Origin of the sequence: Mycobacterium sp. E342 (assembly GCF_001667665.1) — a bacterium.
Classification (GTDB): domain Bacteria; phylum Actinomycetota; class Actinomycetes; order Mycobacteriales; family Mycobacteriaceae; genus Mycobacterium.
On the sequence record NZ_LZJM01000096.1, the window covers coordinates 1 to 24006 of the forward strand.

At 68.3% G+C, this 24006-nt stretch carries 23 protein-coding genes and 1 pseudogene; 12 read left to right on the plus strand and 12 right to left on the minus strand.

What is annotated here, in order from left to right:
• Together A5692_RS06135 and A5692_RS06140 are read right to left on the minus strand one after the other, a co-directional pair.
• Positions 1-410 (minus strand): BatA domain-containing protein (locus A5692_RS06135; RefSeq protein ID WP_156765953.1); only part of this gene is annotated, 410 nt, incomplete at its 3' end.
• Positions 411-463: 53 nt separating this feature from the next.
• On the minus strand, positions 464-1498 hold the full coding sequence (locus A5692_RS06140) for a cupin (protein ID WP_068053427.1): 1035 nt from the start codon (positions 1496-1498) through the stop codon (positions 464-466).
• A gap of 143 nt (positions 1499-1641) precedes the next feature.
• Here A5692_RS06140 and A5692_RS06145 point away from each other — a divergent pair, with 143 nt between their 5' ends.
• Positions 1642-2313 (plus strand): GntR family transcriptional regulator, encoded by a 672-nt coding sequence (locus tag A5692_RS06145; RefSeq protein WP_068053430.1) that lies wholly within the window; start codon positions 1642-1644, stop codon positions 2311-2313.
• 92 nt (positions 2314-2405) lie between these two features.
• On the plus strand, positions 2406-2690 hold the full coding sequence (locus A5692_RS06150; RefSeq protein WP_068053433.1) for a GlsB/YeaQ/YmgE family stress response membrane protein: 285 nt from the start codon (positions 2406-2408) through the stop codon (positions 2688-2690).
• 42 nt (positions 2691-2732) lie between these two features.
• Here the strand turns inward: A5692_RS06150 and A5692_RS06155 are convergent, their stop codons facing one another.
• From A5692_RS06155 to A5692_RS06165, 3 genes are read right to left on the minus strand one after another with little or no spacing between them, the layout of a single operon-like run.
• The gene (locus tag A5692_RS06155) at positions 2733-3824 is read right to left on the minus strand and encodes an adenosine deaminase (RefSeq protein ID WP_068053437.1); all 1092 of its coding nucleotides are present in this window, start codon (positions 3822-3824) and stop codon (positions 2733-2735) included.
• Positions 3821-5107 (minus strand): thymidine phosphorylase, encoded by a 1287-nt coding sequence (locus tag A5692_RS06160; RefSeq protein WP_068053440.1) that lies wholly within the window; start codon positions 5105-5107, stop codon positions 3821-3823. Before A5692_RS06160 ends, A5692_RS06155 begins: the two co-directional genes overlap by 4 nt.
• Positions 5104-5502, minus strand: coding sequence for a cytidine deaminase (locus A5692_RS06165; RefSeq protein ID WP_068053443.1), 399 nt, complete (start codon positions 5500-5502; stop codon positions 5104-5106). Before A5692_RS06165 ends, A5692_RS06160 begins: the two co-directional genes overlap by 4 nt.
• Positions 5503-5755: 253 nt before the next feature.
• On the opposite strand from A5692_RS06165, the gene sdhC reads away from it, so the two are divergent.
• The 4 genes from sdhC to A5692_RS06185 are packed head-to-tail and all read left to right on the plus strand — an operon-like array spanning position 5756 to position 9127.
• Positions 5756-6094 (plus strand): succinate dehydrogenase, cytochrome b556 subunit, encoded by a 339-nt coding sequence (sdhC, locus tag A5692_RS06170; RefSeq protein WP_068053514.1) that lies wholly within the window; start codon positions 5756-5758, stop codon positions 6092-6094.
• The gene (locus A5692_RS06175; protein ID WP_068053446.1) at positions 6091-6561 is read left to right on the plus strand and encodes a succinate dehydrogenase hydrophobic membrane anchor subunit; all 471 of its coding nucleotides are present in this window, start codon (positions 6091-6093) and stop codon (positions 6559-6561) included. The genes sdhC and A5692_RS06175 overlap by 4 nt, the downstream gene beginning before the upstream one ends.
• A gap of 5 nt (positions 6562-6566) precedes the next feature.
• Positions 6567-8321, plus strand: coding sequence for a succinate dehydrogenase flavoprotein subunit (gene sdhA, locus A5692_RS06180; RefSeq protein ID WP_068053448.1), 1755 nt, complete (start codon positions 6567-6569; stop codon positions 8319-8321).
• Positions 8321-9127 (plus strand): succinate dehydrogenase iron-sulfur subunit, encoded by an 807-nt coding sequence (locus A5692_RS06185; protein ID WP_068053450.1) that lies wholly within the window; start codon positions 8321-8323, stop codon positions 9125-9127. Before sdhA ends, A5692_RS06185 begins: the two co-directional genes overlap by 1 nt.
• Positions 9128-9140: 13 nt before the next feature.
• Here the strand turns inward: A5692_RS06185 and A5692_RS06190 are convergent, their stop codons facing one another.
• Positions 9141-10211, minus strand: a complete 1071-nt coding sequence (locus A5692_RS06190) for a diguanylate cyclase (protein ID WP_068053453.1) — start codon at positions 10209-10211, stop codon at positions 9141-9143.
• A 94-nt stretch (positions 10212-10305) separates the two neighbouring features.
• On the opposite strand from A5692_RS06190, the pseudogene A5692_RS06195 reads away from it, so the two are divergent.
• Positions 10306-10938 (plus strand): annotated as a pseudogene (locus tag A5692_RS06195) (carboxymuconolactone decarboxylase family protein); the annotation flags it as partial.
• Here the strand turns inward: A5692_RS06195 and A5692_RS06200 are convergent.
• Positions 10910-11812 (minus strand): sigma-70 family RNA polymerase sigma factor, encoded by a 903-nt coding sequence (locus A5692_RS06200; protein ID WP_068053460.1) that lies wholly within the window; start codon positions 11810-11812, stop codon positions 10910-10912. The pseudogene A5692_RS06195 and the gene A5692_RS06200 sit on opposite strands and share 29 nt — an antisense overlap.
• A 43-nt stretch (positions 11813-11855) precedes the next feature.
• Between A5692_RS06200 and A5692_RS06205 the strand changes: the two genes are divergently transcribed.
• On the plus strand, positions 11856-13190 hold the full coding sequence (locus A5692_RS06205) for an aspartate aminotransferase family protein (protein WP_068053463.1): 1335 nt from the start codon (positions 11856-11858) through the stop codon (positions 13188-13190).
• On the opposite strand, the gene A5692_RS06210 is transcribed toward A5692_RS06205, so the two are convergent.
• Entirely contained in the window at positions 13187-13411 is a 225-nt protein-coding gene (locus A5692_RS06210) for a hypothetical protein (protein ID WP_068053466.1), read from the minus strand. The two genes, A5692_RS06205 and A5692_RS06210, sit on opposite strands and share 4 nt — an antisense overlap.
• A gap of 228 nt (positions 13412-13639) precedes the next feature.
• Between A5692_RS06210 and A5692_RS06215 the strand changes: the two genes are divergently transcribed.
• Genes A5692_RS06215 through nagA form a run of 3 tightly spaced genes read left to right on the plus strand, consistent with a single transcriptional unit; the run spans position 13640 to position 17348 of the window.
• A complete protein-coding gene (locus tag A5692_RS06215; RefSeq protein ID WP_068053469.1) occupies positions 13640-14893 on the plus strand; it encodes a D-alanyl-D-alanine carboxypeptidase family protein in 1254 nt (417 codons plus the stop codon).
• Positions 14890-16233 (plus strand): sugar porter family MFS transporter, encoded by a 1344-nt coding sequence (locus A5692_RS06220; protein WP_068053472.1) that lies wholly within the window; start codon positions 14890-14892, stop codon positions 16231-16233. Before A5692_RS06215 ends, A5692_RS06220 begins: the two co-directional genes overlap by 4 nt.
• The gene (nagA, locus tag A5692_RS06225; protein WP_068053475.1) at positions 16227-17348 is read left to right on the plus strand and encodes an N-acetylglucosamine-6-phosphate deacetylase; all 1122 of its coding nucleotides are present in this window, start codon (positions 16227-16229) and stop codon (positions 17346-17348) included. The genes A5692_RS06220 and nagA overlap by 7 nt, the downstream gene beginning before the upstream one ends.
• Here the strand turns inward: nagA and yhjD are convergent.
• Together yhjD and trpS are read right to left on the minus strand one after the other, a co-directional pair.
• Positions 17345-18373, minus strand: a complete 1029-nt coding sequence (gene yhjD, locus A5692_RS06230; RefSeq protein WP_068053478.1) for an inner membrane protein YhjD — start codon at positions 18371-18373, stop codon at positions 17345-17347. The two genes, nagA and yhjD, sit on opposite strands and share 4 nt — an antisense overlap.
• 7 nt (positions 18374-18380) lie before the next feature.
• Positions 18381-19400, minus strand: a complete 1020-nt coding sequence (trpS, locus tag A5692_RS06235; RefSeq protein WP_068053481.1) for a tryptophan--tRNA ligase — start codon at positions 19398-19400, stop codon at positions 18381-18383.
• A gap of 176 nt (positions 19401-19576) precedes the next feature.
• On the opposite strand from trpS, the gene A5692_RS06240 reads away from it, so the two are divergent.
• Positions 19577-20374 carry an alpha/beta fold hydrolase gene (locus tag A5692_RS06240; RefSeq protein WP_068053517.1) on the plus strand — a complete coding sequence of 266 codons (798 nt, stop codon included), beginning with the start codon at positions 19577-19579 and terminating at the stop codon, positions 20372-20374.
• On the opposite strand, the gene A5692_RS06245 is transcribed toward A5692_RS06240, so the two are convergent.
• The gene (locus A5692_RS06245; protein WP_068053484.1) at positions 20367-21596 is read right to left on the minus strand and encodes an NADP-dependent isocitrate dehydrogenase; all 1230 of its coding nucleotides are present in this window, start codon (positions 21594-21596) and stop codon (positions 20367-20369) included. The genes A5692_RS06240 and A5692_RS06245 overlap by 8 nt on opposite strands.
• Before the next feature lie 34 nt (positions 21597-21630).
• Positions 21631-23871, minus strand: a complete 2241-nt coding sequence (locus A5692_RS06250; protein WP_068053486.1) for an NADP-dependent isocitrate dehydrogenase — start codon at positions 23869-23871, stop codon at positions 21631-21633.
• Between the last annotated feature and the right edge of the window lie 135 nt (positions 23872-24006).

Consider the following 24006-nt stretch of genomic DNA (forward strand, 5'->3'; position numbering starts at 1 on the left):
ATGCCCGGGGTCAGCTGGGTGGCGAACTGGGCGGCCGCCTCCTCGGCGGCCTTGAGCCGGTTGGGCGGGACGTCGGTGGCCCGCATGGACTCCGACACGTCGATCACCAGCATGACGACCGCCCGGTTCAGCGGGATCCGCACATCGGAGGTCGGCCCGGCCATCGCGGTGGTCAGCAGCACCAGCGAGGTCGCCAGCAGGATCGTCGGCACGTGGCGCCACCGGCTGGGGTGCGCCGGCGCGACCCGCTCCAGCACCTCCATGTTGGCAAAGCGCAGCACGCGCCGGCGGCGAGCGAACTGCAGCACGACGTAGATGCCCAGGACCAGCAGAACGGCGAGCAAGAACAGGAAGAACCACGCGTTCTGGAAGCCGGTGACCGAGACGGGGCCCAGCAGGGGCAACTTCATGTCCAGCCACACTATGCGCCGAACGTCGGCGCTGCACCGCGCCTACCGGGCGGTCACCCCACGACGAGGTCGCGGCGCTGCGTGAACTTGATGTCCAGGCTGCGCAGATGGGTCTGCAGACCGGCGTCCTGAATGGGAATCAGGTGGGCGGGCCGATCGGTCTCGTTGTAGTGGGCGTGCCACATTCCGGGCGGCGTGGTGAAGGCGCCGCCCGCCTGCCACTCGACCCGGATGGGGTTGACAATGTCGCCGTTCTCGTCGAGGCGGGTCCCCAACAGGGTGTAGCAGCCGCTTTCCGGCGCGTCGAGGATCAGGTCGAGGGCGACCGATTGATGCCGGTGCGGGCGCTGCACCTGATTGGCCGGAAGCACGCCGAACATCGCCCACAGCACGTGGGTGATGGTCAGCGTCTGCTCCTGGTTGGCGTTGGCGAGCAGGACGCTGACCCGGCTCTTCTCGTTGGCGCCGGGCTGCGACGCGATCTCTTCCAGCTTGGCCACCGCATCCGCACGGCAGAACTTCGTCGCACGGAAGCGCGGCTGGGTCGCTTCGGCCCCGAGGTAACGCAGCAGCGGCTCGTCGTGCACCCAGTACATCGCCGTTTCGGCGGCGGCGTAGAACACGGTGTTGGTGCCGGCGGGCAGCGTCAGGAAGTCGCCCTTCTCGAACTCGACGAGGTGGCCGTTGACCGCCGCGAAGCCACGCCCGTACAGGACGTAGTACAGCTGGGAGGTGGCGTTGGGGCTGGCGTCGATCTGCTCGCCGCCGCGAATGCGCACGAAGTTGGCCAACAGCGCGGGGCTGGTCGCCGCACCGGTGTTGATGCCAAGTTCCTTCGACAGGTCGAGGGGGAAGATTCCGGTCGGCTGATCGACGTAGATCTCCGGGTCAAAGCGGGTAATCGGAACCTGCGGCGCGAGTCCGGACCCGATGGGATTGGCGGCTTTGGAGTATTCGAAGTAGCACGCGTCGTCGGCCCAGTCTTCGAAGCGGCCCTCGAAGCCGTACTCGGCGACGTTGATCATCGGTGCGGGAATCGTCGGATCCAGGTTGGGGACCAGCGACTGGTTCGTTTCCAGAGTGGACATGGCGAAGGGTCCTTAAGCTTGGGGTACGTCTTACATCCTTAATGTATCTATCTTGTATCTAAGCGTCAAGACCAGCTGCGATCGGTTTCGCTTGGTGTACGGTCGACTGCCTGAGATACGACTTAGCTACGGGGAAGGTTGCAGTGGCAACGATCGACCCGCGGCCGGGCACGGCCAAGGACCGCGCGCTGGACTACGTCAAGACGCAGGTGCTGACCGGTGCGTTCCCCGGCGGGGAGCTGATCAGCGAGGGCGACGTCGCCACGGCGCTGGGGATGTCCCGCACGCCGGTGCGCGAGGCGTTCCTGCGGCTGGAGGCCGAGGGTCTGCTGCGGCTGTACCCCCAACGCGGCGCGCTGGTCGTCCCCGTGTCATCCGACGAGGTCCGATCGGTCATGGAGGCGCGACTGGTGCTCGAGCAGTTCGCCGCGACGAAGGTGGTGGGCCGCGGCCCGGCGGCGTGCGCCGCGGTCTTCGAGCGGATGTCGGCCGAGCTCGGACGACAGCGCGCCGCCGTCGACCGCGCCGATTGGCCCGAATTCCTCGACGCCGACCGCGCCTTCCATGCCGCGACGCTGGCCGAGTCGGGGAACGTCATCTTGGCGGGTTTCTATGCGTCGCTGCGGGATCGGCAGATGCGGATGATCGGCGAGTCGGCGCTCCGCGACCCCGACCGGGTGAGGACGATCCTGGATGAGCACCGCGAGATCGCCGAGGCGCTGCGTGACGGCGAAGCCCCGCGAGCGCTGCGCGCGGTGCAGACGCACCTGGCCGGCACGGTGCGCGCCATCGGACTCGCCGCCGACCTGAGCTGACCCTCGCCCCAATTGTGTTAGAAGTCCGTCTTTTCGGGGAAATCCTCCTCGAGATGGCGCCCACCCCGGGAGCCGTTATGACAGGAGCTGAAATGGTCGGATCCATCATCCTCGCCATCATCGTGGGGGCGATCATCGGTGTCGTCGCCCGTCTGGTGATGCCGGGCAAGCAGAACGTCGGCACGATCATGACCGTCGTGATCGGCGCCGTAGGCGGCCTGATCGGTTCGGCGGTCGCCAGCCAGTTCGGATACCACAACGCCAACGGTGGTATCGCGTGGATTCCGTTCTTCATCGGAGTCGGCGCCGCCGTCGTCCTCATCGCCCTCTACGAGGCGCTGACGGGTCGCCGCACCGGCACGCGGCTCACCCGCTGAACCGAAAGCTGCGCCGCTTGCCCGCTTTTCGGGCGAGCGGCGTCAGACTGCGATCAACACGGCGTAGCGCGGCTTGATGACGTCGTCGATGATCGCCAGCCGCTCGTCGAACGGAAGGAACGCCGACTTCATCGCGTTGATGGTGAACCGCTCCAGGTCGCTCCACCCGTAGCCGAAAGCCTTTACCAGCCGGTGCATTTCGCGGCTCATCGAGGTATCGCTCATCAGCCGGTTGTCCGTGTTGACGGTGACCCGGAACCGCGCGCGGGCCAGCAGGTCGAACGGATGGTCGGCGATGCTTTTCACGGCACCGGTTTGCACGTTGGAACTGGGACACAGCTCGAGCGGAATTCGCTTGTCCCGCAAGATGGCCGCCAGCCTGCCCAATCGCACTTCGCCGTCGCCCAGGACGTCGATGTCGTCGACGATGCGCACCCCGTGACCCAGGCGGTCGGCGCCGCAGAACGCGATCGCCTCGTGGATGGAGGGCAGGCCGAACGCCTCGCCCGCGTGAATGGTGAAGCGCGCGTTGTGGTCTCGCATGTACTCGAAGGCGTCCAGGTGCCGCGTCGGCGGGTTGCCCGCCTCGGCGCCGGCGATATCGAACCCGACAACTCCCTTGTCCCGGAACCGAATAGCCAGCGCGGCGATCTCCCGGGACACCGCGGCGTGGCGCATGGCGGTGACCAGCAGCCGCACCACGATCGGCCGGCCCGCGGCGGCGCAGGCCTTCTCACCGTCGGCGAAGCCCGCCAGCACCGCGTCGACGATCGCGTCGAAGGACAGCCCCCGGTCGATGTGCAACTCGGGCGCGAACCGGATCTCGGCGTAGACGACGGAGTCGGCGGCCAGGTCTTCGACGCATTCGTAGGCGACCCGGTGCAGCGCGTCGGGCGTCTGCATCACCGCCACGGTGTGTGAGAACGGCTCCAGGTAGCGCTCCAGCGAGCCGCTGTGCGACTGCGTGCGAAACCAGGTGGCCAGCTCGTCGACGTCGGTGGTGGGCAACCCGTCGTATCCGGTCTGCTCGGCGATCTCCACCACGGTCGAGGGGCGCAGCCCCCCGTCGAGGTGATCGTGCAGCAGCGCCTTGGGCGCCTTCTTGATCTGCTCGAGGCCCAGGGGCGTGGTCACGTGACGATCCGGTCGATGATCAGCGGCCGCGGGGGCGGCGGTGTGTCGCCGACGCTGTAGCCGCCGTCCAACTCGGCCAGCGCGGCGCCGAAGCGCTCCGGGGTGTCGGTGTAGAGGGTGAACAGCGGCGCGCCGGCCGAGACCGGTTCGCCGGGGCGGCGGTGGATCCGGATGCCGGCGCCGGCCTGCACCCGTTCGCCCGGACGGGACCTGCCCGCGCCGAGCCGCCATGCCGCCAGCCCCACTGCCATCGCGTCGATATCGCCCATTGTGCCGCCCCGGGCGGCGGTCACGGTGTCGGAATGCGCACCGATCGGCAACGGAACCGACAAATCGCCGCCCTGGGCGGCGATCAGCCGGCGGAATCGGTCCATCGCGGTGCCGTCGCGCAGCGTGTCGGCGGGGTCGCGGGCGTCGAGCCCGGCCAGCTCGAGCATCTCGGCGGCCAGCCGCAACGTCAGCGCCACCACGTCGGGCGGGCCACCGCCGGCCAGCACATCCAGCGACTCGGCAACCTCCACGGCGTTCCCGACCGTCGCGCCGAGGGGGGCGTTCATGTCGGTCAACAGCGCGTGGGTGGGCACCCCGTGCGCGGCGCCCAGGCCCACCATGGTGTGGGCCAGTTCGCGGCAGCGCTGCGGGGAGCTCAGCAGCGCCCCGGAGCCGACCTTCACGTCGAGCACCAGCGCACCCGCCCCCTCGGCCAGCTTCTTGCTCATCACCGAGCTGGCGATCAGCGGCAGCGACTCGACCGTGGCGGTGACGTCGCGCAGCGCGTACAGCTTGGCGTCGGCCGGTGCCAACTCCCCGGCGGCGAAGATGGCCGCGCCGACATCGCGAAGTTGGTCGCGCACCCGCCGGTTGGACAGCGTGGCGGTGAACCCGGCGATGGACTCGAGCTTGTCCAGCGTGCCGCCGGTATGCCCGAGCCCCCGCCCCGACGCCTGCGGCACCGCCGCGCCGCAGGCCGCGACGACGGCCACCAGCGGCAGGGTGATCTTGTCGCCGACTCCCCCGGTGGAGTGCTTGTCCACGGTGGACCTGCCCAGGTCGCTGAAGTCGAGCCGTTCCCCGGAGGCCAGCATCGCCGCCGTCCAGCTGGCGGTCTCGCCGGGGTCCATGCCGCGCAGGTAGATCGCCATCAGCAGCGCCGACATCTGTTCCTCGGCGACCCGGCCATGGGTGTACGCGTCGACCACCCACTCGATGGCGGCGTCGGACAGCCGGCCGCCGTCGCGCTTGGTGCGGATCACCGTCGGCGCGTCGAAGTTCAAGTCGGTCAACGGGGTTCCCGCGGCAGGTCGGCGGTGAACGCGTCGGGCAGTAGGTCACCGAGGCGACGGGGGCCGTCCGGATGGTCGATCAGCAGCTCGGGGCCTCCGTGCTCCAGCAGCAGCTGGCGGCACCGCCCGCACGGCATCAGCGGGGATCCCCGCCCGTCGACACAGGCCAGCGCGACCAGCCGGCCGCCGCCGCTGGTGTGTAGGGCGCACACCACACCGCATTCGGCACAGAGACCAAGGCCATATGAGACGTTCTCCACATTGCAGCCGGTGACCACGCGCCCGTCGTCGACCAGCGCGGCCGCTCCCACCGGGAATCGGGAGTACGGCGCATAGGCCCCCGCTGCGGCACCGATTGCCTTGCGGCGCAGCGCGTTCCAGTCGACATCAGGCATACCCAACCTCGTTCAAAACCCCGTTCACCGACGGGCTCGTGCGACTGCCACCCTAACTCTGGCACGACGCTTGGCTTGGCGGACTGTTTGGCGCTGGGCGTCCTTCGGCCGGGTTAGGCTGAACTGCCCTCCGATGTCAGAAGGCGGTGAGGACTGGGTGACCACACAGGCGACAACCGCGGATCCGGCAAAAGAATCTGCGCCCGCGCGCAAGCGGCGACCGCCCCGGACGCTGTATCGGGGCGACCCGGGCATGTGGTCGTGGGTGCTGCATCGCATCAGCGGCGCGACGATCTTCTTCTTCCTGTTCGTCCACGTGCTGGACGCCGCGATGCTGCGGGTGAGCCCCCAGACCTACAACGCGGTGATCCACGATTATCAGACCCCGGTGGTCGGCATGATGGAGTACGGGCTGGTGGCCGCGGTGGCATTCCACGGCCTGAACGGGATCCGGGTCATCCTCATCGACTTCTGGTCCGAGGGCCCCCGCTATCAGAAGATGATGTTCTGGATCGTCGGCATCGTCTTCCTGCTGCTCATGGTGCCGGCCGGCGTGGTGACGGGCATCCACATCTGGGAGCACCTGCGATGAGCTCCCCCGACCTGCAGCTCGGCCGGGGTCAGGTGGCCCCGGTGCGGCAGCGCAGCCACGACCGGCCGGCCAGCCTGGACAACCCGCGCTCGCCGCGGCGCCGGGCCGGCATCCCCAATTTCGAGAAGTTCGCGTGGCTGTTCATGCGGTTCTCCGGCGTCGCGCTCATCGTCTTGGCGGTCGGGCACCTGTTCATCATGCTGATGTGGGACGACGGCGTTTACCGCATCGACTTCAACTACGTGGCGCAGCGCTGGGCCTCGCCGTTCTGGCAGTTCTGGGATCTGGCGCTGTTGTGGCTGGCGCAGCTGCACGGCGGCAACGGCCTGCGGGTGATCATCGACGACTACAGCCGCAAGGACAGCACCCGGTTCTGGCTCAACAGCCTGCTGCTGTTGTCGATGGGGTTCACGTTGGTGCTGGGCACCTACGTGCTGGTGACATTCGACCCGAATATCGGAGGCTAGACGAGGTGATCCAGCAACACCGGTACGACGTCGTCATCGTCGGCGCCGGCGGCGCGGGCATGCGCGCGGCGGTGGAAGCCGGCCCGCGGGTCCGGACCGCGGTGTTGACCAAGCTGTACCCGACCCGCAGCCACACCGGCGCCGCCCAGGGCGGGATGTGCGCGGCGCTGGCCAACGTCGAGGACGACAACTGGGAATGGCACACGTTCGACACCGTCAAGGGCGGCGATTACCTCGCCGACCAGGACGCGGTGGAGATCATGTGCAAGGAAGCCATCGACGCGGTGCTCGACCTGGAGAAGATGGGGATGCCGTTCAACCGCACCCCCGAGGGCCGCATCGACCAGCGCCGCTTCGGCGGGCACACCCGCGAACACGGCAAGGCCCCGGTGCGCCGGGCGTGCTACGCCGCCGACCGCACCGGCCACATGATCCTGCAGACGCTGTACCAGAACTGCGTCAAGCACGACGTGCAGTTCTTCAACGAGTTCTACGCGCTGGACCTGGTGCTCACCGAGACGCCGAGCGGACCGGTGGCCACCGGGGTGGTGGCCTACGAGCTCGCGACGGGCGAGATCCATGTCTTCCACGCCAAGGCCGTGGTGATCGCCACCGGCGGTTCGGGCCGGATGTACAAGACCACCTCCAACGCGCACACCCTCACCGGCGACGGCATCGGCATCGTATTCCGCAAGGGACTTCCGTTGGAGGACATGGAGTTTCACCAGTTCCACCCGACCGGCCTGGCCGGGCTGGGCATCCTGATCTCCGAGGCCGTGCGCGGCGAGGGAGGCCGCCTGCTCAACGGCGAGGGCGAGCGTTTCATGGAGCGTTACGCCCCGACCATCGTCGACCTGGCACCGCGCGACATCGTGGCCCGCTCGATGGTGCTGGAAGTCTTGGAGGGCCGCGGCGCCGGCCCGCACAAGGACTACGTCTACATCGACGTGCGCCACCTCGGCGAGGACGTGCTCGAGGCCAAGCTGCCCGACATCACCGAGTTCGCCCGCACCTACCTGGGCGTCGACCCGGTGCACGAGTTGGTTCCGGTCTACCCGACGTGTCACTACGTGATGGGCGGCATCCCCACCACCGTCACCGGGCAGGTGTTGCGGGACAACACCTCCACGGTGCCGGGCCTGTACGCGGCCGGCGAGTGCGCGTGCGTGTCGGTGCACGGCGCCAACCGGCTGGGCACCAACTCGCTGCTGGACATCAACGTCTTCGGCCGCCGCGCCGGCATCGCCGCGGTCAACTACGCGCGCGGGCACGACTTCGTCGACATGCCACCGAATCCCGAGGCGATGGTGGTCGGCTGGGTGGGCGACATCTTGAGCGAGCACGGCAACGAACGCGTGGCCGACATCCGCGGCGCGCTGCAGCAGTCGATGGACAACAACGCCGCGGTGTTCCGCACCGAGGAGACGCTGAAGCAGGCGCTGACCGACATCCACGCGCTCAAGGAGCGATACTCCCGAATCACCGTCCACGACAAGGGGAAACGCTACAACAGCGACCTGCTGGAAGCCATCGAGCTGGGCTTCCTGCTGGAACTGGCCGAGGTCACGGTGGTGGGCGCGCTGAACCGCAAGGAATCCCGCGGCGGGCACGCCCGGGAGGACTACCCGAACCGCGACGACGTCAACTACATGCGCCACACCATGGCCTACAAACAGGGCACCGATCTGCTGAGCGACATCGCGCTGGACTTCAAGCCCGTCGTGCAGACCCGCTACGAGCCCAAGGAACGGAAGTACTGATGACCAAAGGCGACGCCTTGGAGCAAGAAGAGGCGCCCCGCGTCGAGCCGCCACTCCCACCCATCCCCGAGGGCGCGGTGCTGGTGACGTTGAAGATCGCCCGGTTCAACCCCGACAACCCCGACGCCTTCGCGGAAACCGGTGGCTGGCAAAGCTTTCGGGTTCCATGCCTCCCCAGCGACCGGCTGCTCAACCTGCTGATCTACATCAAGAGCTACCTGGACGGGACGCTGACCTTCCGGCGTTCGTGCGCCCACGGGGTGTGCGGTTCGGACGCCATGCGCATCAACGGCGTCAACCGGCTGGCCTGCAAGGTGCTGATGCGTGACCTGCTGCCCGAGAAGCCCGGCAAGCAACTCACCATCACGGTCGAACCGATCCGCGGCCTGCCGGTGGAAAAGGACTTGATCGTCGACATGGAGCCGTTCTTCGACGCCTACCGCGCGGTCAAGCCGTACCTGGTCACCAGCGGCAATCCGCCCACGCGGGAACGCATTCAGAGCCCCACCGACCGCGCCCGCTACGACGACACCACCAAGTGCATCCTGTGCGCGGCCTGCACCACCAGCTGCCCGGTGTTCTGGCACGAGGGCAGCTACTACGGCCCGGCGGCGATCGTCAACGCGCACCGGTTCATCTTCGACAGCCGCGACGAGGCCGCCGCCGAGCGCCTCGACATCCTCAACGAGGTGGACGGCGTATGGCGCTGCCGCACCACGTTCAACTGCACCGAGTGCTGCCCGCGCGGCATCCAGATCACCAAGGCGATCCAGGAGGTCAAGCGCGCGCTGATGTTCACGCGCTGACCATGCGCACGGGTCAACAGAGCTCGTGATGACTACATCGGTTGCCGCCCAACTGTTTGGCCTGGTACATCGCCGCGTCGGCGGCCGTGATCAACTCGGCCAGAAGAACCTGCGGTTCGACGGCGGTGTCGTCCAGGCGGGCGCACGCGGTGCCGATGCTGGCGGTGACCCCCGCGGTCGAGGCCGCGATCGCCCGGCACATCCGCGCGGCCAACGACTCGGCGTTGCAGCCCGCGGACGTGCCGGCCAACAGAAATTCCTCACCACCGCTTCGCGCCACCACCGCCTGGTCGTCCGCCGCGGCCAACAGCGCCTGCGCGACCTGGACAAGCGCGTGGTCGCCGGCGGCGTGGCCACACCTGTCGTTGAGGCCTTTGAAGTTGTCGAGATCGATCAGCATGACCACCAGGTGGGAGTCGATGCCCCGGCGCGCCACGATCATCCCCAGCGCCTCGTGCTGGAATGCGCGCCTGTTGAGCAGCCCGGTCAACGGGTCGCGGTCCGCGGTCAGCAGGTCTCCCGACAGGGCGCGCACCAAGATCCGGATCGCCAGCGGTAGGGCGATGTTCACCTCGATCACCAGCCACAGGTCCACCCCGGCCAGGCTCGGGTGGCCGGTTCGGGCCAGCGACAACGCCTCCCAGGAGCCGACGGCGGCGGCGACGGCGAAGTTGTACAGCACGAACCCCGTGGTGTGGAAGAACGCCATGTAGGCACCGAACGTCGCGAACGCGATGCAGCCGATCAGGGCGGCCAGCGGGTTCGGGTGCGCCAGGCACGCCAGGGCGGTGGCGGTGTTGCACGTCATGGCGAAGGCGACCGACTGCCGGCGCGTGGGCCAGCGCCATACCCACAGCGCAACGCCCGCCACCCCGCCGGCGACGGCAACCCACATCATCGCCACCGGGACCGGCCCGCGGGGACCATCGGAGCCGGCGAGCAGCGCCAGAAGGCACAGCACCATCGACGCGGCGATGGATGCCATCACGGCCCGGGTGGCGCCGCTGAGGCGGCGCGAGGCGAGGTAACCGGAGAGCCAGTCGTATTGATCGGCGCGCCACCATGGGCTGAACAGCGCGGTCATCGTCGGCTCCCCATCGCCAACCACTGATCATCGATGTCGAGTGGCTAGCCGCATGCTACGACTCTCCCGCGGCGGACGAGGCGCATTCCGCCCGTCACACTTGTCCGGCCCGTCTCGTCTTAGGGGTATGACACAGAAAACCCGCATCGAGCCCTTATCCCCCCGGCGCGCCGGACTGCTGACCCGCGTGATGTATCGGATCGCCAAGCGGCGCTACGGTCAGGTTCCCGAACCGTTCACCGTGGCCGCCCACCATCGCAAGCTGATGGTCGCCGGTGCCGTGCACGAGACGATGATCGACCGGGCGTCCACGCGGCTGCCGGTCGGCGTGCGCGAGCTCGCGGTGTTGTGGACCGCGCGCAGCATCGGCTGCTCCTGGTGCGTCGACTTCGGGTCCATGCTGCAGCGCCTGGACGGCCTCGACGTCGAGCGACTCGAGGAGATCGACAACTACGCCACCTCAACGGCATTCACCGAAGACGAACGCGCCGCCATCCGCTACGCCGATGCGATGACCACCGATCCGCACACCGTCACCGACGAGCAGGTCGCCGACCTGCGGGCCCGATTCGGCGACGCCGGGGTGATCGAGCTGACGTACCAGATCGGCGTGGAGAACATGCGGGCCCGGATGAACACGGCGCTGGGCATCACCGAACAGGGCTTCAACTCCGGCGACGCCTGCCGCGTGCCGTGGGCTAGCGAGGCCGCAGCGGAGAGCCGGTGAACTTGTCCGGGTTGGCGATATCCCATAGCGCACAGACCTTTCCGTCGCGCACGGTCAGCGCCGTGATTCGCGGCAGCATTTCCCGGTATCCGCCGGAAGCGGGACAGCCCGCGGTGTAGATGCCGAGTTCGCCGTTGACCAGCCCCAGCTGATACGAGGTGAACATCGCCGGTCCGTAGCGCTGCGCCAGGCCCAGCATGAACCGGACCACCTTGTCCGGGCCGCGGATGACCTGAACGGCCGTGGGCGCCTTGCCATTCGAATCGCCGGTGAACGTGACGTCGGGATGGAGCAGCGAGACCACGGCGTCCAGATCGCCGGCGGCCATGGCGGCCATCAGCCGGCCGACCACCTCGTCGTGCGACGGGTCTGGCTTGGGTGGCGGTTGGGCCGCAACCGCCTTGCGGGCCCGCGAGGCCAGCTGCCGGGCGCCGGCGTCGCTGGTGCCCAGCACGCCCGCCACCTCGGCGAAGGGCACCGCGAACCCGTCGTGCAGGACGAACGCGACCCGCTGATCAGGCGACAGGCGTTCCAGCACCACCATCGCCGCGAACCGGGCGTCCTCGCGGGAGACCACGGCCGACAACGGGTCGGCGCCGTCGAGGCCGGTGACCACCGGCTCGGGCAGCCAGTTGCCGGTGTAGGCCTCGCGCCGGCGGGCGGCCGAGCGCAACTTGTCCAGCGCCAGCCGGCTCACCACGGTGGTCAGCCAGGCCCGCAGGTCGGTGATGTCGGCGTCTTGTCCGTCCCAACGCAGCCAGGCGTCCTGCACGACGTCCTCGGCGTCGGCCACCGTGCCGGTGAGCCGGTAGGCGACGGCCATGAGGTGCGGCCGCAGGGCTTCGAATTCTGAGACCTGTTCGGTCCCGGTCATATCGCGAGCCTAGCGCGGACCTAGCGTTACGCTCGCAGACACCATGACAGAACACCTGTGGCTGCACTTCGCCCGGCACGGGGCCGGCATCACGCCGCCGGTCATCGTTCGCGGCGACGGCGTGACCATCTTCGACGACCGCGGCAAGAGCTACCTCGACGCGCTGTCCGGGTTGTTCACGGTGCAGGTCGGCCACGGCCGGACCGAACTCGCCGACGTCGCCGCGCGGCAGGCGAGCACGCTGGCGTACTTCCCGCTGTGGGGGTACGCGCACCCCTGCGCGGTCGAGCTCGCCGAGCGCCTCGCGCATTACGCCCCGGGGGACCTGAACCGGGTGTTCTTCACCACCGGCGGCACCGAGGCCGTCGAGACCGCATGGAAGCTGGCCAAGCAGTACTTCAAGTTGACCGGCAAACCCGGTAAGCACAAAGTGATTTCGCGGTCGATCGCCTACCACGGCACCACCCAGGGCGCCCTGGCGATCACCGGCCTGCCGTCGTACAAGGCGCCGTTCGAACCGGTGACGCCGGGGGGCTTCCGGGTACCCAACACGAACTTCTACCGCGCGCCGGAGTTGTTCGCCGACGACCCCAAAGCGTTCGGGCAATGGGCCGCCGACCGGATCGCCGAGGCGATCGAGTTCGAGGGCCCGGCGACCGTCGCCGCGGTGTTCCTGGAACCGGTGCAGAACGCGGGCGGTGCCATCCCCCCTCCCCCAGGCTATTTCGAACGGGTGCGCCAGATCTGCGACTCCTACGACGTGCTGCTGGTCTCCGACGAGGTGATCTGCGCGTTCGGCCGGATCGGGTCGATGTTCGCCTGTGACGACTTCGGCTACGTGCCCGACATGATCACCTGCGCCAAGGGCCTGACGTCGGGGTACTCGCCGCTGGGCGCGATGATCGCCAGCGAGCGGCTGTTCGAGCCGTTCAACGACGGCGCCACCGTCTTTCCGCACGGCTATACCTTTGGCGGACATCCGGTTTCGACAGCCGTGGCGCTGGCCAACCTCGACATCTTCGAGCGCGAGGGCCTCAACGACCGGGTCGGGCAACAGGCGTCCGCTTTTCGCGCCACGCTGGAGAAGCTGTACGACCTGCCCATCGTCGGCGACGTCCGCGGCGAGGGCTACTTCTACGGCATCGAACTGGTCAAGGACAAGGCGACCAAGCAGACGTTCAGCGACGCCGAGTGCGAACGCCTGTTACACGGCTACGTCTCGCCCGCACTGTTCGAGGCGGGCCTGTACTGCCGCGCCGACGACCGCGGCGATCCCGTCGTGCAGGTGGCACCACCGCTGATCAGCGGTCAGGCGGAGTTCGACACCATCGAATCCGTTTTGCGCGACGTGCTCGGGGAAGCTTCTCGGCGGATTTAGGCGCGCTTCACCGCGTCGGCCGCGACCAAAACCTCCCGGGAATGCGCGGCCGTCGGGCTGGCGGCCATGCGTGATACCGAGTTGCACAGCCACGTGAGCGCCTCCCGCAGGCCGGCGTCGGACGCGGCGTCAAGATGCTGCCGCAACTCGGCGAGCACGCCCTCGAGTCCGGAGCGGCGGACCTGCGTCGCTTTCTCGACCTCCTTGAGCAGCTGTGGCAGCGATCGCGGAGCGTCGCGGTCCCGCCGCCGGCGGAACGAGAATCGATCGTTGGGAATGGCGGGGCCCTCGCGGCTCGGCGGAAAGATTCGGCGCCGTCACGGCGACGGCATGCTCAGCGTAGTGGCTCGCCCGCGTTCCCGCCGCCCGGCGGTGTCGCAACTTCCGTCTCACCAGTCACAGCGCGGCTCCCCCGAATCGGCCCGCCGATCGCCTAGTCTGCACAAGCAATGAACTTCCTACGCCCCGCATCGTGCCTGGCAGCGGCCGTTTTCCTGATCGCCGCTCCGGTGACGCTGGCCGCCCCCGCCGCCCTGCCGGTCGGGAGGGCCGAGCCCGGCGCCGAACCGAACGCGGCGCCCGCGAACTGCCCGTTCAAGGTGAACACCCCACCCGCGGTGGATTCGTCGGAGGTGCCCCAGGCCGGCGACCCGCCGATCCCGCTGGCGGTGCCCCCCAAGCCGGTCGGCGGCGAGGCGCTGGCCAGCTGCGGGATCGTCGCCGCCCCCGATACGCCGTCGCTGCCCACCGACGTCTCCGCCGACGCCTGGTTGGTGGCGGACCTGGACAGCGGCGCGGTGATCGCCGCCAAGGACCCGCACGGCCGTCACCGCCCCGCCAGCATCATCAAGGTCTTGGTCGCGATGGCGTCCATCAACGCGCTCAACCTGAACAAGTCGGTGCCCGGCACCGCCGAGGACGCGGCCGCCGAGGGCACCAAGGTCGGCGTCGAAGAGGGCGGGGTGTTCACCGTCAACCAGCTGCTGCACGGCCTGCTGATGCACTCCGGCAACGACGCCGCGCACGCGCTGGCCATGCAACTCGGCGGCATGCAGCAGGCGGTGGAGAAGATCAACGTGCTCGCCGCCAAGCTCGGCGGCAAGGACACCCGGGTGGCGACGCCGTCCGGGCTGGACGGGCCGGGCATGAGCACCTCGGCCTACGACATCGGCCTGTTCTATCGGTACGCCTGGCAGAACCCGACTTTTGCCGACATCGTCGCCACGCGGACGTTCGACTTCCCCGGCCACGGCGACCACCCCGGCTACGAGTTGGAAAACGACAACCAGCTGCTCTACAAATACCCGGGCGCCCTGGGCGGCAAGACCGGTTACACCGACGACGCCGGCCAGACATTCGTCGGCGCGGCCAACCACAACGGCCGGCGCCTGATGGCGGTGCTGTTGCACGGGACCCGGCAGCCGATCGCCCCGTGGGAGCAGGCGGCGCACCTGCTGGACTACGGATTCAACACGCCGCAGGGCACCCAGGTCGGCAACCTGATCGAGCCCGACCCCTCGCTGGCGCCCGCCAAACGCGACAGCGCCGCCGACCGGCAAGCCAATGGCGCCCAGGCCGCGGGGCTCCTCCCCTCGGCGGACGCGCTGCCCATCCGGGTGGGCGTCGCCGTCATCGGAGCCATCGTCGTGTTTAGTTTGATCATGGTCGCACGCTCGATGAACCGCCGACCGCAACACCGGTGAGATCGCGGCCCGCCCGATCGCGGGGGCTGACGGTCGGGCTGACCGCCGCCAGCATCGGCGTCATCTACGGCTACGACCTGTCCATCATCGCCGGCGCGCAGCTCTACGTCACCGAGGACTTCGGCCTGTCCACCCGCCAACAGGAACTGTTGACGACGATGGTGGTGCTCGGCCAGATCGCCGGGGCGCTCGGTGCGGGCGTGCTGGCCAACGCGATCGGGCGCAAGAAGTCGGTGGTGCTGCTCCTGGTCGCCTACGCGGCGTTCGCCCTGCTGGGCGCGCTCTCTGTCTCGCTGCCGATGCTGTTGGTGGCCCGGCTCCTGCTGGGCCTGACCCTCGGCGTGGCGGTGGTGGTGGTCCCGGTGTACGTGGCGGAGTCGGCCCCGACGGCGGTGCGCGGCTCGCTGCTGACCGCGTATCAACTGGCCATCGTCAGCGGACTCATCGTCGGCTATCTGACCGGATACCTGCTGGCCGGCACCCACAGCTGGCGGTGGATGCTGGGGCTGGCCACCGTGCCCGCAATATTGTTGCTGCCGTTACTGATTCGGGCGCCCGACACGGCGCGTTGGTACGTGCTCAAGGGCCGGCCCGACGACGCGCGCCGGGCGCTGCTGCGCGTGGAGCCCGACACCCGGGTCGACGAGGAGCTCGCCGAGATCGGCCGCGCGCTCGGCGAAGGCAGCGGCGGCTGGTCGGAGATGCTGCGCCCGCCGTATGCGCGGGCCACCGCCTTCGTGGTCACGCTCGGCTTCCTGATCCAGATCACCGGCATCAACGCGATCATCTATTACAGCCCACGGATATTCCAGGCGATGGGATTCACGGGCAACTTCGCGCTGCTGGCGCTGCCGGCCCTGGTCCAGGTCGCCGGGCTGGCCGCCGTGGGCGCGTCGCTGCTGCTCGTCGACAGGGTGGGCCGGCGCCCAATCCTGTTGTCCGGCATCGCGATGATGATCGCCGCCGACGTCGTGCTGATGGGCGTGTTCGGGCAGGGCATCGGCGGCGCGGCACTCGGCTTCGCCGGCATCCTGCTGTTCATCGTCGGCTACACCATGGGGTTCGGGTCCCTGGGCTGGGTGTACGCCAGCGAGAGCTTCCCGTCCCGGCTGCGGTCCATCGGATCGAGCACCATGCTCACCTCGAACCTGGTGGCCAACGCGATCGTCGCCGCCGTGTTTCTCACCATGCTGCATTCCCTGGGCGGCGCGGGCACTTTCGCGGTATTCGCCGCCCTCGCGGTGGTCGCGTTCGTCGTCGTCTACCGCTACGCGCCGGAGACCAAGGGACGCCAGCTGGAGGAGATCCGGCACTTCTGGGAGAACGGCGGCCGATGGTAGTCATCGCCGCGGGCACCATGGTGCTCGACGGGCAGGTCGCCCGGCCGGGCTGGCTGGAGACGGGCGACGGGCCGATCCTGGCCTGCGGCGCGGGCTTCCCGCCCCGCACGGCCGACGCCAAATTCCCCGGCGGCACCGTGGTGCCCGGCTTCGTCGACATGCACGTGCACGGCGGCGGCGGCGCGTCCTACACCGACGGTGACGGGATCGCCGGCGCTGCGGATTTCCACCTGCGGCACGGCACCACCACGACGCTCGCCAGCCTGGTGACCGCCTCGCCCGCCGAGTTGCTCTGCGGGGTGCGCGCACTCGCCGACGCCACCCGGCACGGCACCGTCGCGGGCATCCACCTGGAGGGGCCGTGGCTGAGCCGGGCCCGCTGCGGGGCGCACGACCCCGCCCTACTGCGCGACCCGGACCTCACCGAGATCGACGCCGTGCTCGACGCCGGCGGCGGCGCGATCCGGATGGTCACGCTGGCACCCGAGCTGCCCGGCGCCGACGAGGCGATCCGGCGCTTCCTCGACGCCGGAGTCGTTGTGGCGGTGGGGCATACGGACGCCACTTATGAGCAGGCCGAACACGCCATCGCACTGGGCGCAACGGTCGGCACTCACCTGTTCAACGCGATGCCGCCGCTGCATCACCGCGAGCCCGGGCCGGCGCTCGCCCTGCTGCGCCACCCGGGGGTCACCGTGGAGCTGATCGCCGACGGCGTGCACGTGCACCCGGCCGTCGTGCGCGCGGTGATCGGGGCCGCCGGGCCCGACCGGGTCGCGCTGATCACCGACGCCACCGCCGCGGCCGGCCGCGGCGACGGCACGTTTCGCCTCGGCGCGGTGACCGTCGACGTCGTGTCCGGTGTGGCGCGGGTGCGCGGGGCGTCGACGATCGCCGGCAGCACCGCCACCATGGACCAAATCTTTCGCGCCGTGAATGCCGGTGCGGGGCTGGCCGTCGCGGCGCAGACGACCTCGGCGACACCGGCCGGGGCGCTCGGCCTCGGCCGGGTGGGCAGCCTGCGCGCCGGCTACGCCGCCGATCTTGTTGTGCTGGACGGCGATCTGCGGGTGGCCGCGGTCATGGTGGCCGGCCGTTGGCGGGTGGGCGGCTAGCGCAACCACCGGGTGACCCGGGAGAGGGTCAGCGCCCCAACGGCTCCCAACGCCATCGCGGTCAGCGTCTGACGCGTGCTGATGCCCTCGTCCAATTGCACGCGCGGGGCGATGATCACCGGCGCGGGCGGGGCGACGTGGCGGGAGCGCGGGTGACCGGATGCCGTCGCCGCCCACGCCGTGCAGAAGAGCACGAGATACGCGGTGATGTAGGCGAACACCATCAGACCCAGCACCGGACCGAAGGTGGCGCCCGCCGGGCTGCGCAGCACCACCCGCAGATAGATCGAGCCCACCTGTTTGAACACTTCGAATCCGATCGCCGCCAACAGCGCGCCGCGCGCCGAATCGGCCACGCTGACCTTTTCGCGCGGCAGCCGGGCGATCATCCAGGCGAACAGCAACCACGACACCGCCGTCGAGATCACGATCGACAGCACGGTGATCAGCCAGTCGAACACCAGAAGCTGCGGTATACCAAGCCATTTCAGCAACGCCGACATCGGCGCCTGGTGGCCCAGGGTGGTCAGGCCGATGGTCGCCATGGTCACCGCGAACGTGCCCACCAGGGCCAACAGGTCGGAGAACTTGTTGTGCACGAAGCCCGGCGACTCGATGCGGTCGTCCCACCACATCTCGGTCAACGCCTGGCGCAGATGCGATATCCAGCCCAGACCGGCCCAGAGCGCCGTGGCCAGGCCGATGACACCCACCGACGCCCGCGCGTGGATCGCTGAGTTCATCAGGTCGAGCAGCTGATCTCCCAGGGCGCCGGTCACCTGGGACCGGATGTGGTCGTCGATCGTTCTCAACAGTTCCGGCCGCCGGACCAGGATGAACCCGAACGCGGCGAAACCGACCATCAGCAAAGGGAATAGCGCGAAGATCGTGTAATAGGTGAGCCCGGCGGCGAAGAACCCGCCGTTGCAGTCGTCGAAACGCTGGTAGGCGCGGATGACATGGTCGAGCCACGCGTGCCGGGCCCGCAGCCGATCGAGGACGCCCGCCTTCGCCGGCTGGCTCATGGTGGACTCATCCCCGTTGCGGAAGAAACCCGAGGCGGTCGTAGACCCGCCGGACGGTCTTGCCGGCGACATCCTCGGCCCGCTGCGCTCCCGCCGCCAGCACCGCCTCCAATTCGGTCGGGTCGGCCAGCAATTCGTCGACGCGGGCCTTGATCGGGCCGACGAACGCGACGACCGCATCGGCGGTGTCCTGCTTCAGGTCGCCGTAACCCCGCCCGGCGTAGCCCTCGACGAGCTTGTCGATGCCGACGCCGGTGACCGCCGACTGGATGCTCAGCAGATTCGACACGCCCGGCTTGGCGTCGGTGTCGAAGCGGATCTCGCGCTCGCTGTCGGTGACGGCCGAGCGGATCTTCTTGGCCGACGCGGCGGGTTCGTCGAGCAGGTTGATCAATCCGGCATCGGTGGCCGCGGATTTGCTCATCTTCGATGTCGGGTCCTGCAGGTCGTAGATCTTGGCGGTGACCTTCGGGATGAGCAGGTCCGGTACCACGAACGTGTCGGGGAACCGGCTGTTGAACCGCTGCGCCACGTCGCGCGCCAGCTCGAGATGCTGGCGCTGGTCCTCGCCCACCGGCACCAGTTCGGCGTCGTAGGCCAGGACGTCGGCGGCCTGCAGCACCGGATAGGTGAACAGGCCCACCGTGGTCGAGTCGCCGCCCTGGCGGGCCGACTTGTCCTTGAACTGCGTCATCCGCGAGGCCTGCCCGAAGCCGGTGAAGCAGCCCAGCACCCAGGCGAGCTGGGAGTGGGCGGGCACGTGGCTCTGCACGAAGATCGTGCTGCGGGCGGGGTCGATGCCCAGCGCCAGGTATTGGGCGGCCGTCACCAAGGTCCGGCGGCGCAGCGCCTCGGGGTCCTGCGGGATGGTGATGGCGTGCAGGTCGACCACGCAGAAGAAGGGGTCGTGATCGTCCTGCAGCGCCACCCACTGGGTGATGGCACCCAACGCGTTCCCCAGGTGGAGCGAGTCGGAAGTGGGCTGCACGCCGGAGAAGATCCGGCGGGATCCGGTAGCGGTGCTCATGATGCACCGATCTTTTCACGCGGTTCTTTCCGGTAACCCGCCGAGTGCGCGCCAGCCGCACGCTCGCTTGCGGTACCGGCGGTACCGCATTTAATGTCGGCGGTATGGGGAGCAAGAGGATCAACAGCAACACGGGGACCCGGCCACCGATCCACCTCGGCTCGGGAGAGCCGGTGCTGTTGTTGCACCCGTTCCTGCTGTCACAGGCGGTGTGGGAGGACGTCGCCCGGCGGTTGGCCGACACCGGGCGCTACGAGGTCTTCGCCCCGACGATGGCCGGCCACAACGGCGGACCGCCCGCGGGCACCTGGTTCCTGTCCTCGGCGGTCCTGGCCGACCACGTGGAACAGCAGATGGACGAGCTGGGCTGGGACAACGCCCACATCGTGGGCAACTCGCTGGGCGGCTGGGTCGCGTTCGAACTCGAGCGGCGCGGGCGGGCGCGCAGCGTCATGGGCATCGCCCCGGCCGGCGGGTGGACGCGCTGGAGCCCAGCCAAGTTCGAGGTGATCGCCAAGTTCATCCTCGGCATTCCGCTGCTGGTCCTGGCCTGGCTGTTCGGCCCGAAGGTGATGCGGCTGCCGTTCAGCCGGCAGCTGGCCACCTACGCGATCAGCGCGCGGCCCGACGGGGTCACCCACGAGCAGCTGCTCGGCTGCATCGACGACGTCGCCCACTGCCCCGCGTATTTCCAGCTGCTGGTCAAGTCGCTGCTGCTGCACGGCCTGCAGGAGCTGGCCGAGAACGCCGTCCCGGCGCACCTGGTGATCTGCGAAAAGGACCGGATCGTGCCCGCACCCAGGTTCAGCAGGCATTTCACCACCCACCTGCCCGACGACCACCAGGTCACCGAGCTCGACGGCGTGGGGCACATCCCGATGTTCGAGGCGCCGGAGCGCGTCAGCAAACTGATCACCGAGTTCCTCGACGAGTGCAGCACGGCGAGCCGGGGCGCGAACCCCTCGGCTAGCTGACCAGCTTCTTCTCCAGGTTCTCGGCGATCGAGTTGAGGAACTCCTCGCTCTGCTGCCATTCCTGCTCGGGCCCGATGAGGATGGCCAGGTCCTTGGTCATCTTCCCGCTCTCGACCGTCGAGACCACCACGTCCTCCAGCGTCTGGGCGAACTCGATCACCTCGGGGGTGCCGTCGAGCTTGCCGCGGTGCTGCAGCCCGCGCGTCCAGGCGAAGATCGACGCGATCGGGTTCGTCGAGGTCGGCTTGCCGGCCTGGTACTGGCGGAAGTGCCGGGTGACGGTGCCGTGCGCGGCCTCGGCCTCGACCGTCTTGCCGTCGGCGGTCATCAGCACGGAGGTCATCAGCCCCAGCGAGCCGTAGCCCTGCGCGACGAGGTCGGACTGGACGTCACCGTCGTAGTTCTTACAGGCCCACACGTAGCCGCCCTCCCACTTCAGGCAGGCGGCCACCATGTCGTCGATCAGCCGGTGCTCGTAGGTCAGCCCCTCGGCCTCGAACTTGTCCTTGAACTCCTCGTCGTAGATGCGCTGGAACTCGTCCTTGAACATGCCGTCGTAGGCCTTGAGGATGGTGTTCTTGGTGGACAGGTACACCGGCCACTTGGCGTTGAGGCCGTACGCCAGCGAGGCGCGCGCGAAGTCGCGGACGGATTCCTTGAAGTTGTACATCCCCATCACGACGCCGCCGTCTTCGGGAATGGACACCACCTCGTGCACCATCGGCTCGCTGCCGTCGGAGGGCGTGAACGTGATCGAGACCGTGCCCGGCTTGTCGACCTTGAAGTTCGTCGCCCGGTACTGGTCGCCAAACGCGTGACGGCCGATGACGATCGGCTTGGTCCAGCCCGGCACCAGCCGCGGCACGTTGGAGATGACAATCGGCTCGCGAAAGATGGTGCCGCCCAAGATATTCCGGATCGTCCCGTTGGGCGAGAGCCACATCTTCTTCAGGTTGAACTCGGAGACGCGCGCCTCGTCGGGGGTGATGGTGGCGCACTTGACGCCGACGCCGTGCCTCTTGATGGCGTACGCGGCGTCGATGGTCACCTGGTCGTTGGTGCGGTCGCGGTTTTCGATGCCGAGGTCGTAGTAGTCCAGGTTGATGTCCAGATGCGGCAGGATCAGCAGGTCCTTGATGAACTTCCAGATGACGCGGGTCATCTCGTCACCGTCGAGCTCGACGACCGGCCCTTTGACCTTGATCTTGTGTTCGCCTGCCATATCGAGTTCGACTTTCTCTCCGCGGCCCTTGATTTTACGAGCTTTGCGAAGCGGCTAGCGCTTCATTGAACGTCTTGCTCGGCCGCATCACGGCAGTCGTCTTCTCGTTGTCCGGGTAGTAGTAGCCGCCGAGGTCGACCGGCTCGCCCTGCGCCTCGGCGAGCTCGGCCACGATGGTCTCCTCGTTCTGGCCCAGCGAGTCGGCGAGGGCGGCGAAGTGCTTGCGCAACTCCTCGTCGTCGGACTGCGCGGCGAGTTCCTGCGCCCAGTACAGCGCCAGGTAGAACTGGCTGCCGCGGTTGTCGAGTTCGCCGGCCTTGCGCGACGGGCTCTTGTTGTTCTCCAGCAGCTTGCCGATCGCCGCATCCAGCGTCTTGCCCAGGAGCTTGGCGCGCTCGTTGTCGGTCTTGATCCCGACGTCTTCGAAACACGCGCCCAGGGCCAGGAATTCACCGAGGGAATCCCAGCGCAGATGGTTCTCCTCGAGGAGTTGGTGCACGTGCTTGGGCGCCGATCCGCCCGCCCCGGTCTCATACATTCCGCCACCGGACATCAGCGGAACGATGGACAGCATCTTGGCGCTGGTGCCCAGCTCCAGGATGGGGAACAGGTCGGTGAGGTAGTCGCGCAGGATGTTTCCGGTGGCGGCGATGGTGTCCTGCCCGCGCACCGCGCGCTCGATCGTGTACCTCATCGCCCACACCTGCGGCATGATCTGGATCTCCAGGCCCTCGGTGTCGTGCTCCTTGAGGTACCGCTTCACCTTGTTGCGCAGCTCGACCTCGTGCGGCCGCTCGGTGTCCAGCCAGAACACCACCGTCATGCCCGAGTTTCGCGCGCGCGTGACGGCCAGCTTGACCCAGTCGCGGATCGCTTCGTCGGTGACGATCGGCATCCGCCAGATGTCGCCCTCCTCCACGTTCTGGGTCAGCAGGACTTCGCCGGTGTCGAGGTCGACGATGTCGGCGACGCCGTCCTCGGGAATCTCGAATGTCTTGTCGTGCGAGCCGTACTCCTCGGCCTGCTGGGCCATCAGGCCGACGTTGGGCACGGTGCCCATCGTGGTCGGGTCGAACTGCCCGTTGGTTTTGCAGAAGTTGATGATCTCTTGATAGATGCGGGAGAACGTCGACTCGGGGTTGACGGCCTTGGTGTCCTTCTGCCGCCCGTCGGCGCCCCACATCTTGCCGCCGGCGCGGATCATCGCCGGCATCGACGCGTCCACGATCACGTCGCTGGGCGAGTGAAAGTTGGTGATGCCCTTGGCCGAATCGACCATCGCCAGCTCGGGGCGGTGCTCGTGGCAGGCGTGCAGGTCGCGGATGATCTCCTCGTGCAACGACGCCGGCAGCGACTCGATCTTGCTGTACAGGTCGACCAATCCGTTGTTGACGTCGACGCCGAGCTCGTCGAAGAGCTCCTGGTGCTTGGCGAAGGCGTCCTTGTAGAAGACCTTGACGGCGTGGCCGAAGACGATGGGGTGGGAGACCTTCATCATGGTGGCCTTGACGTGCAGGGAGAACATCACGCCGGTCTCGTAGGCGTCCTGCATCTGTTCCTCGTAGAACTCGACCAGGGCCTTCTTGCTCATGAACATGCTGTCGATGACGTCGCCGTCGCGCAGCTCGACCTTGGGCTTGAGCTCGAGGGTCTTGCCGCTCTTGGTGTTGAGCACCATCTTCACGTTGCGCGCGCGGTCCAGCGTCATCGATTTCTCGCCGTGGTAGAAGTCGCCGTGCCGCATGGTCGCGACGTGGGTGCGCGAGGCCGGCGACCACTTGCCCATGCTGTGCGGGTGCCTGCGCGCGAATTCCTTGACGGCCTTGGGCGCACGACGGTCCGAATTGCCTTCCCGCAGTACCGGGTTGACCGCGCTGCCCAGGCATTTGCCGTAGCGGACGCGGATTTCCTTCTCCTCGTCGGTCTTCGGGCTCTGCGGGAAGTCCGGAACCTTGAAGCCCTTGCCCTGCAGTTCCTTGACGGCGGCGATCAGCTGGGGCACCGAGGCGCTGATGTTGGGCAGCTTGATGATGTTGGTGTCGGCCAGCTTCGTCAGCCGGCCCAGCTCCCCCAGGTTGTCGTCGACCCGCTGCTCTTCGGTCAGGTAGTCGCCGAACTCGGCGAGGATCCGTGCGGCCACGGAGATGTCACTGGTCTTGATCTCGATGCCCGCCGGCTCGGCGAAGGCACGCACGATCGGAAGGAACGCATAGGTCGCCAGCAACGGCGCCTCGTCGGTCAGTGTGTAGATGACGGTCGGCTGTTCGGCGCTCACGGTCCCTCTCCCGGCGTGGAAAACCCTCGAATATCGGTCAGATCTGTGGGGGGCTCAGCGTTCTTGCTGCCACGGTATCAAGGGCGTTTGGGCAGGTGTCGACCTGCCATTGGCATCCAGTCGGCACAGTAAGAT

Coding starts and splice junctions, on each gene's coding strand:
- nagA (WP_068053475.1), top strand. CDS start 16,227: ATGGTAGTCATCGCCGCGGGCACCATGGTGCTCGACGGGCAGGTCGCC.
- A5692_RS06165 (WP_068053443.1), bottom strand. CDS start 5,502: ATGCCTGATGTCGACTGGAACGCGCTGCGCCGCAAGGCAATCGGTGCC.
- A5692_RS06150 (WP_068053433.1), top strand. CDS start 2,406: ATGGTCGGATCCATCATCCTCGCCATCATCGTGGGGGCGATCATCGGT.
- A5692_RS06200 (WP_068053460.1), bottom strand. CDS start 11,812: ATGACCGGGACCGAACAGGTCTCAGAATTCGAAGCCCTGCGGCCGCAC.
- A5692_RS06175 (WP_068053446.1), top strand. CDS start 6,091: ATGAGCTCCCCCGACCTGCAGCTCGGCCGGGGTCAGGTGGCCCCGGTG.
- A5692_RS06215 (WP_068053469.1), top strand. CDS start 13,640: ATGAACTTCCTACGCCCCGCATCGTGCCTGGCAGCGGCCGTTTTCCTG.
- A5692_RS06185 (WP_068053450.1), top strand. CDS start 8,321: ATGACCAAAGGCGACGCCTTGGAGCAAGAAGAGGCGCCCCGCGTCGAG.
- yhjD (WP_068053478.1), bottom strand. CDS start 18,373: ATGAGCCAGCCGGCGAAGGCGGGCGTCCTCGATCGGCTGCGGGCCCGG.
- sdhC (WP_068053514.1), top strand. CDS start 5,756: ATGTGGTCGTGGGTGCTGCATCGCATCAGCGGCGCGACGATCTTCTTC.
- A5692_RS06205 (WP_068053463.1), top strand. CDS start 11,856: ATGACAGAACACCTGTGGCTGCACTTCGCCCGGCACGGGGCCGGCATC.
- A5692_RS06190 (WP_068053453.1), bottom strand. CDS start 10,211: ATGACCGCGCTGTTCAGCCCATGGTGGCGCGCCGATCAATACGACTGG.
- trpS (WP_068053481.1), bottom strand. CDS start 19,400: ATGAGCACCGCTACCGGATCCCGCCGGATCTTCTCCGGCGTGCAGCCC.
- A5692_RS06140 (WP_068053427.1), bottom strand. CDS start 1,498: ATGTCCACTCTGGAAACGAACCAGTCGCTGGTCCCCAACCTGGATCCG.
- A5692_RS06245 (WP_068053484.1), bottom strand. CDS start 21,596: ATGGCAGGCGAACACAAGATCAAGGTCAAAGGGCCGGTCGTCGAGCTC.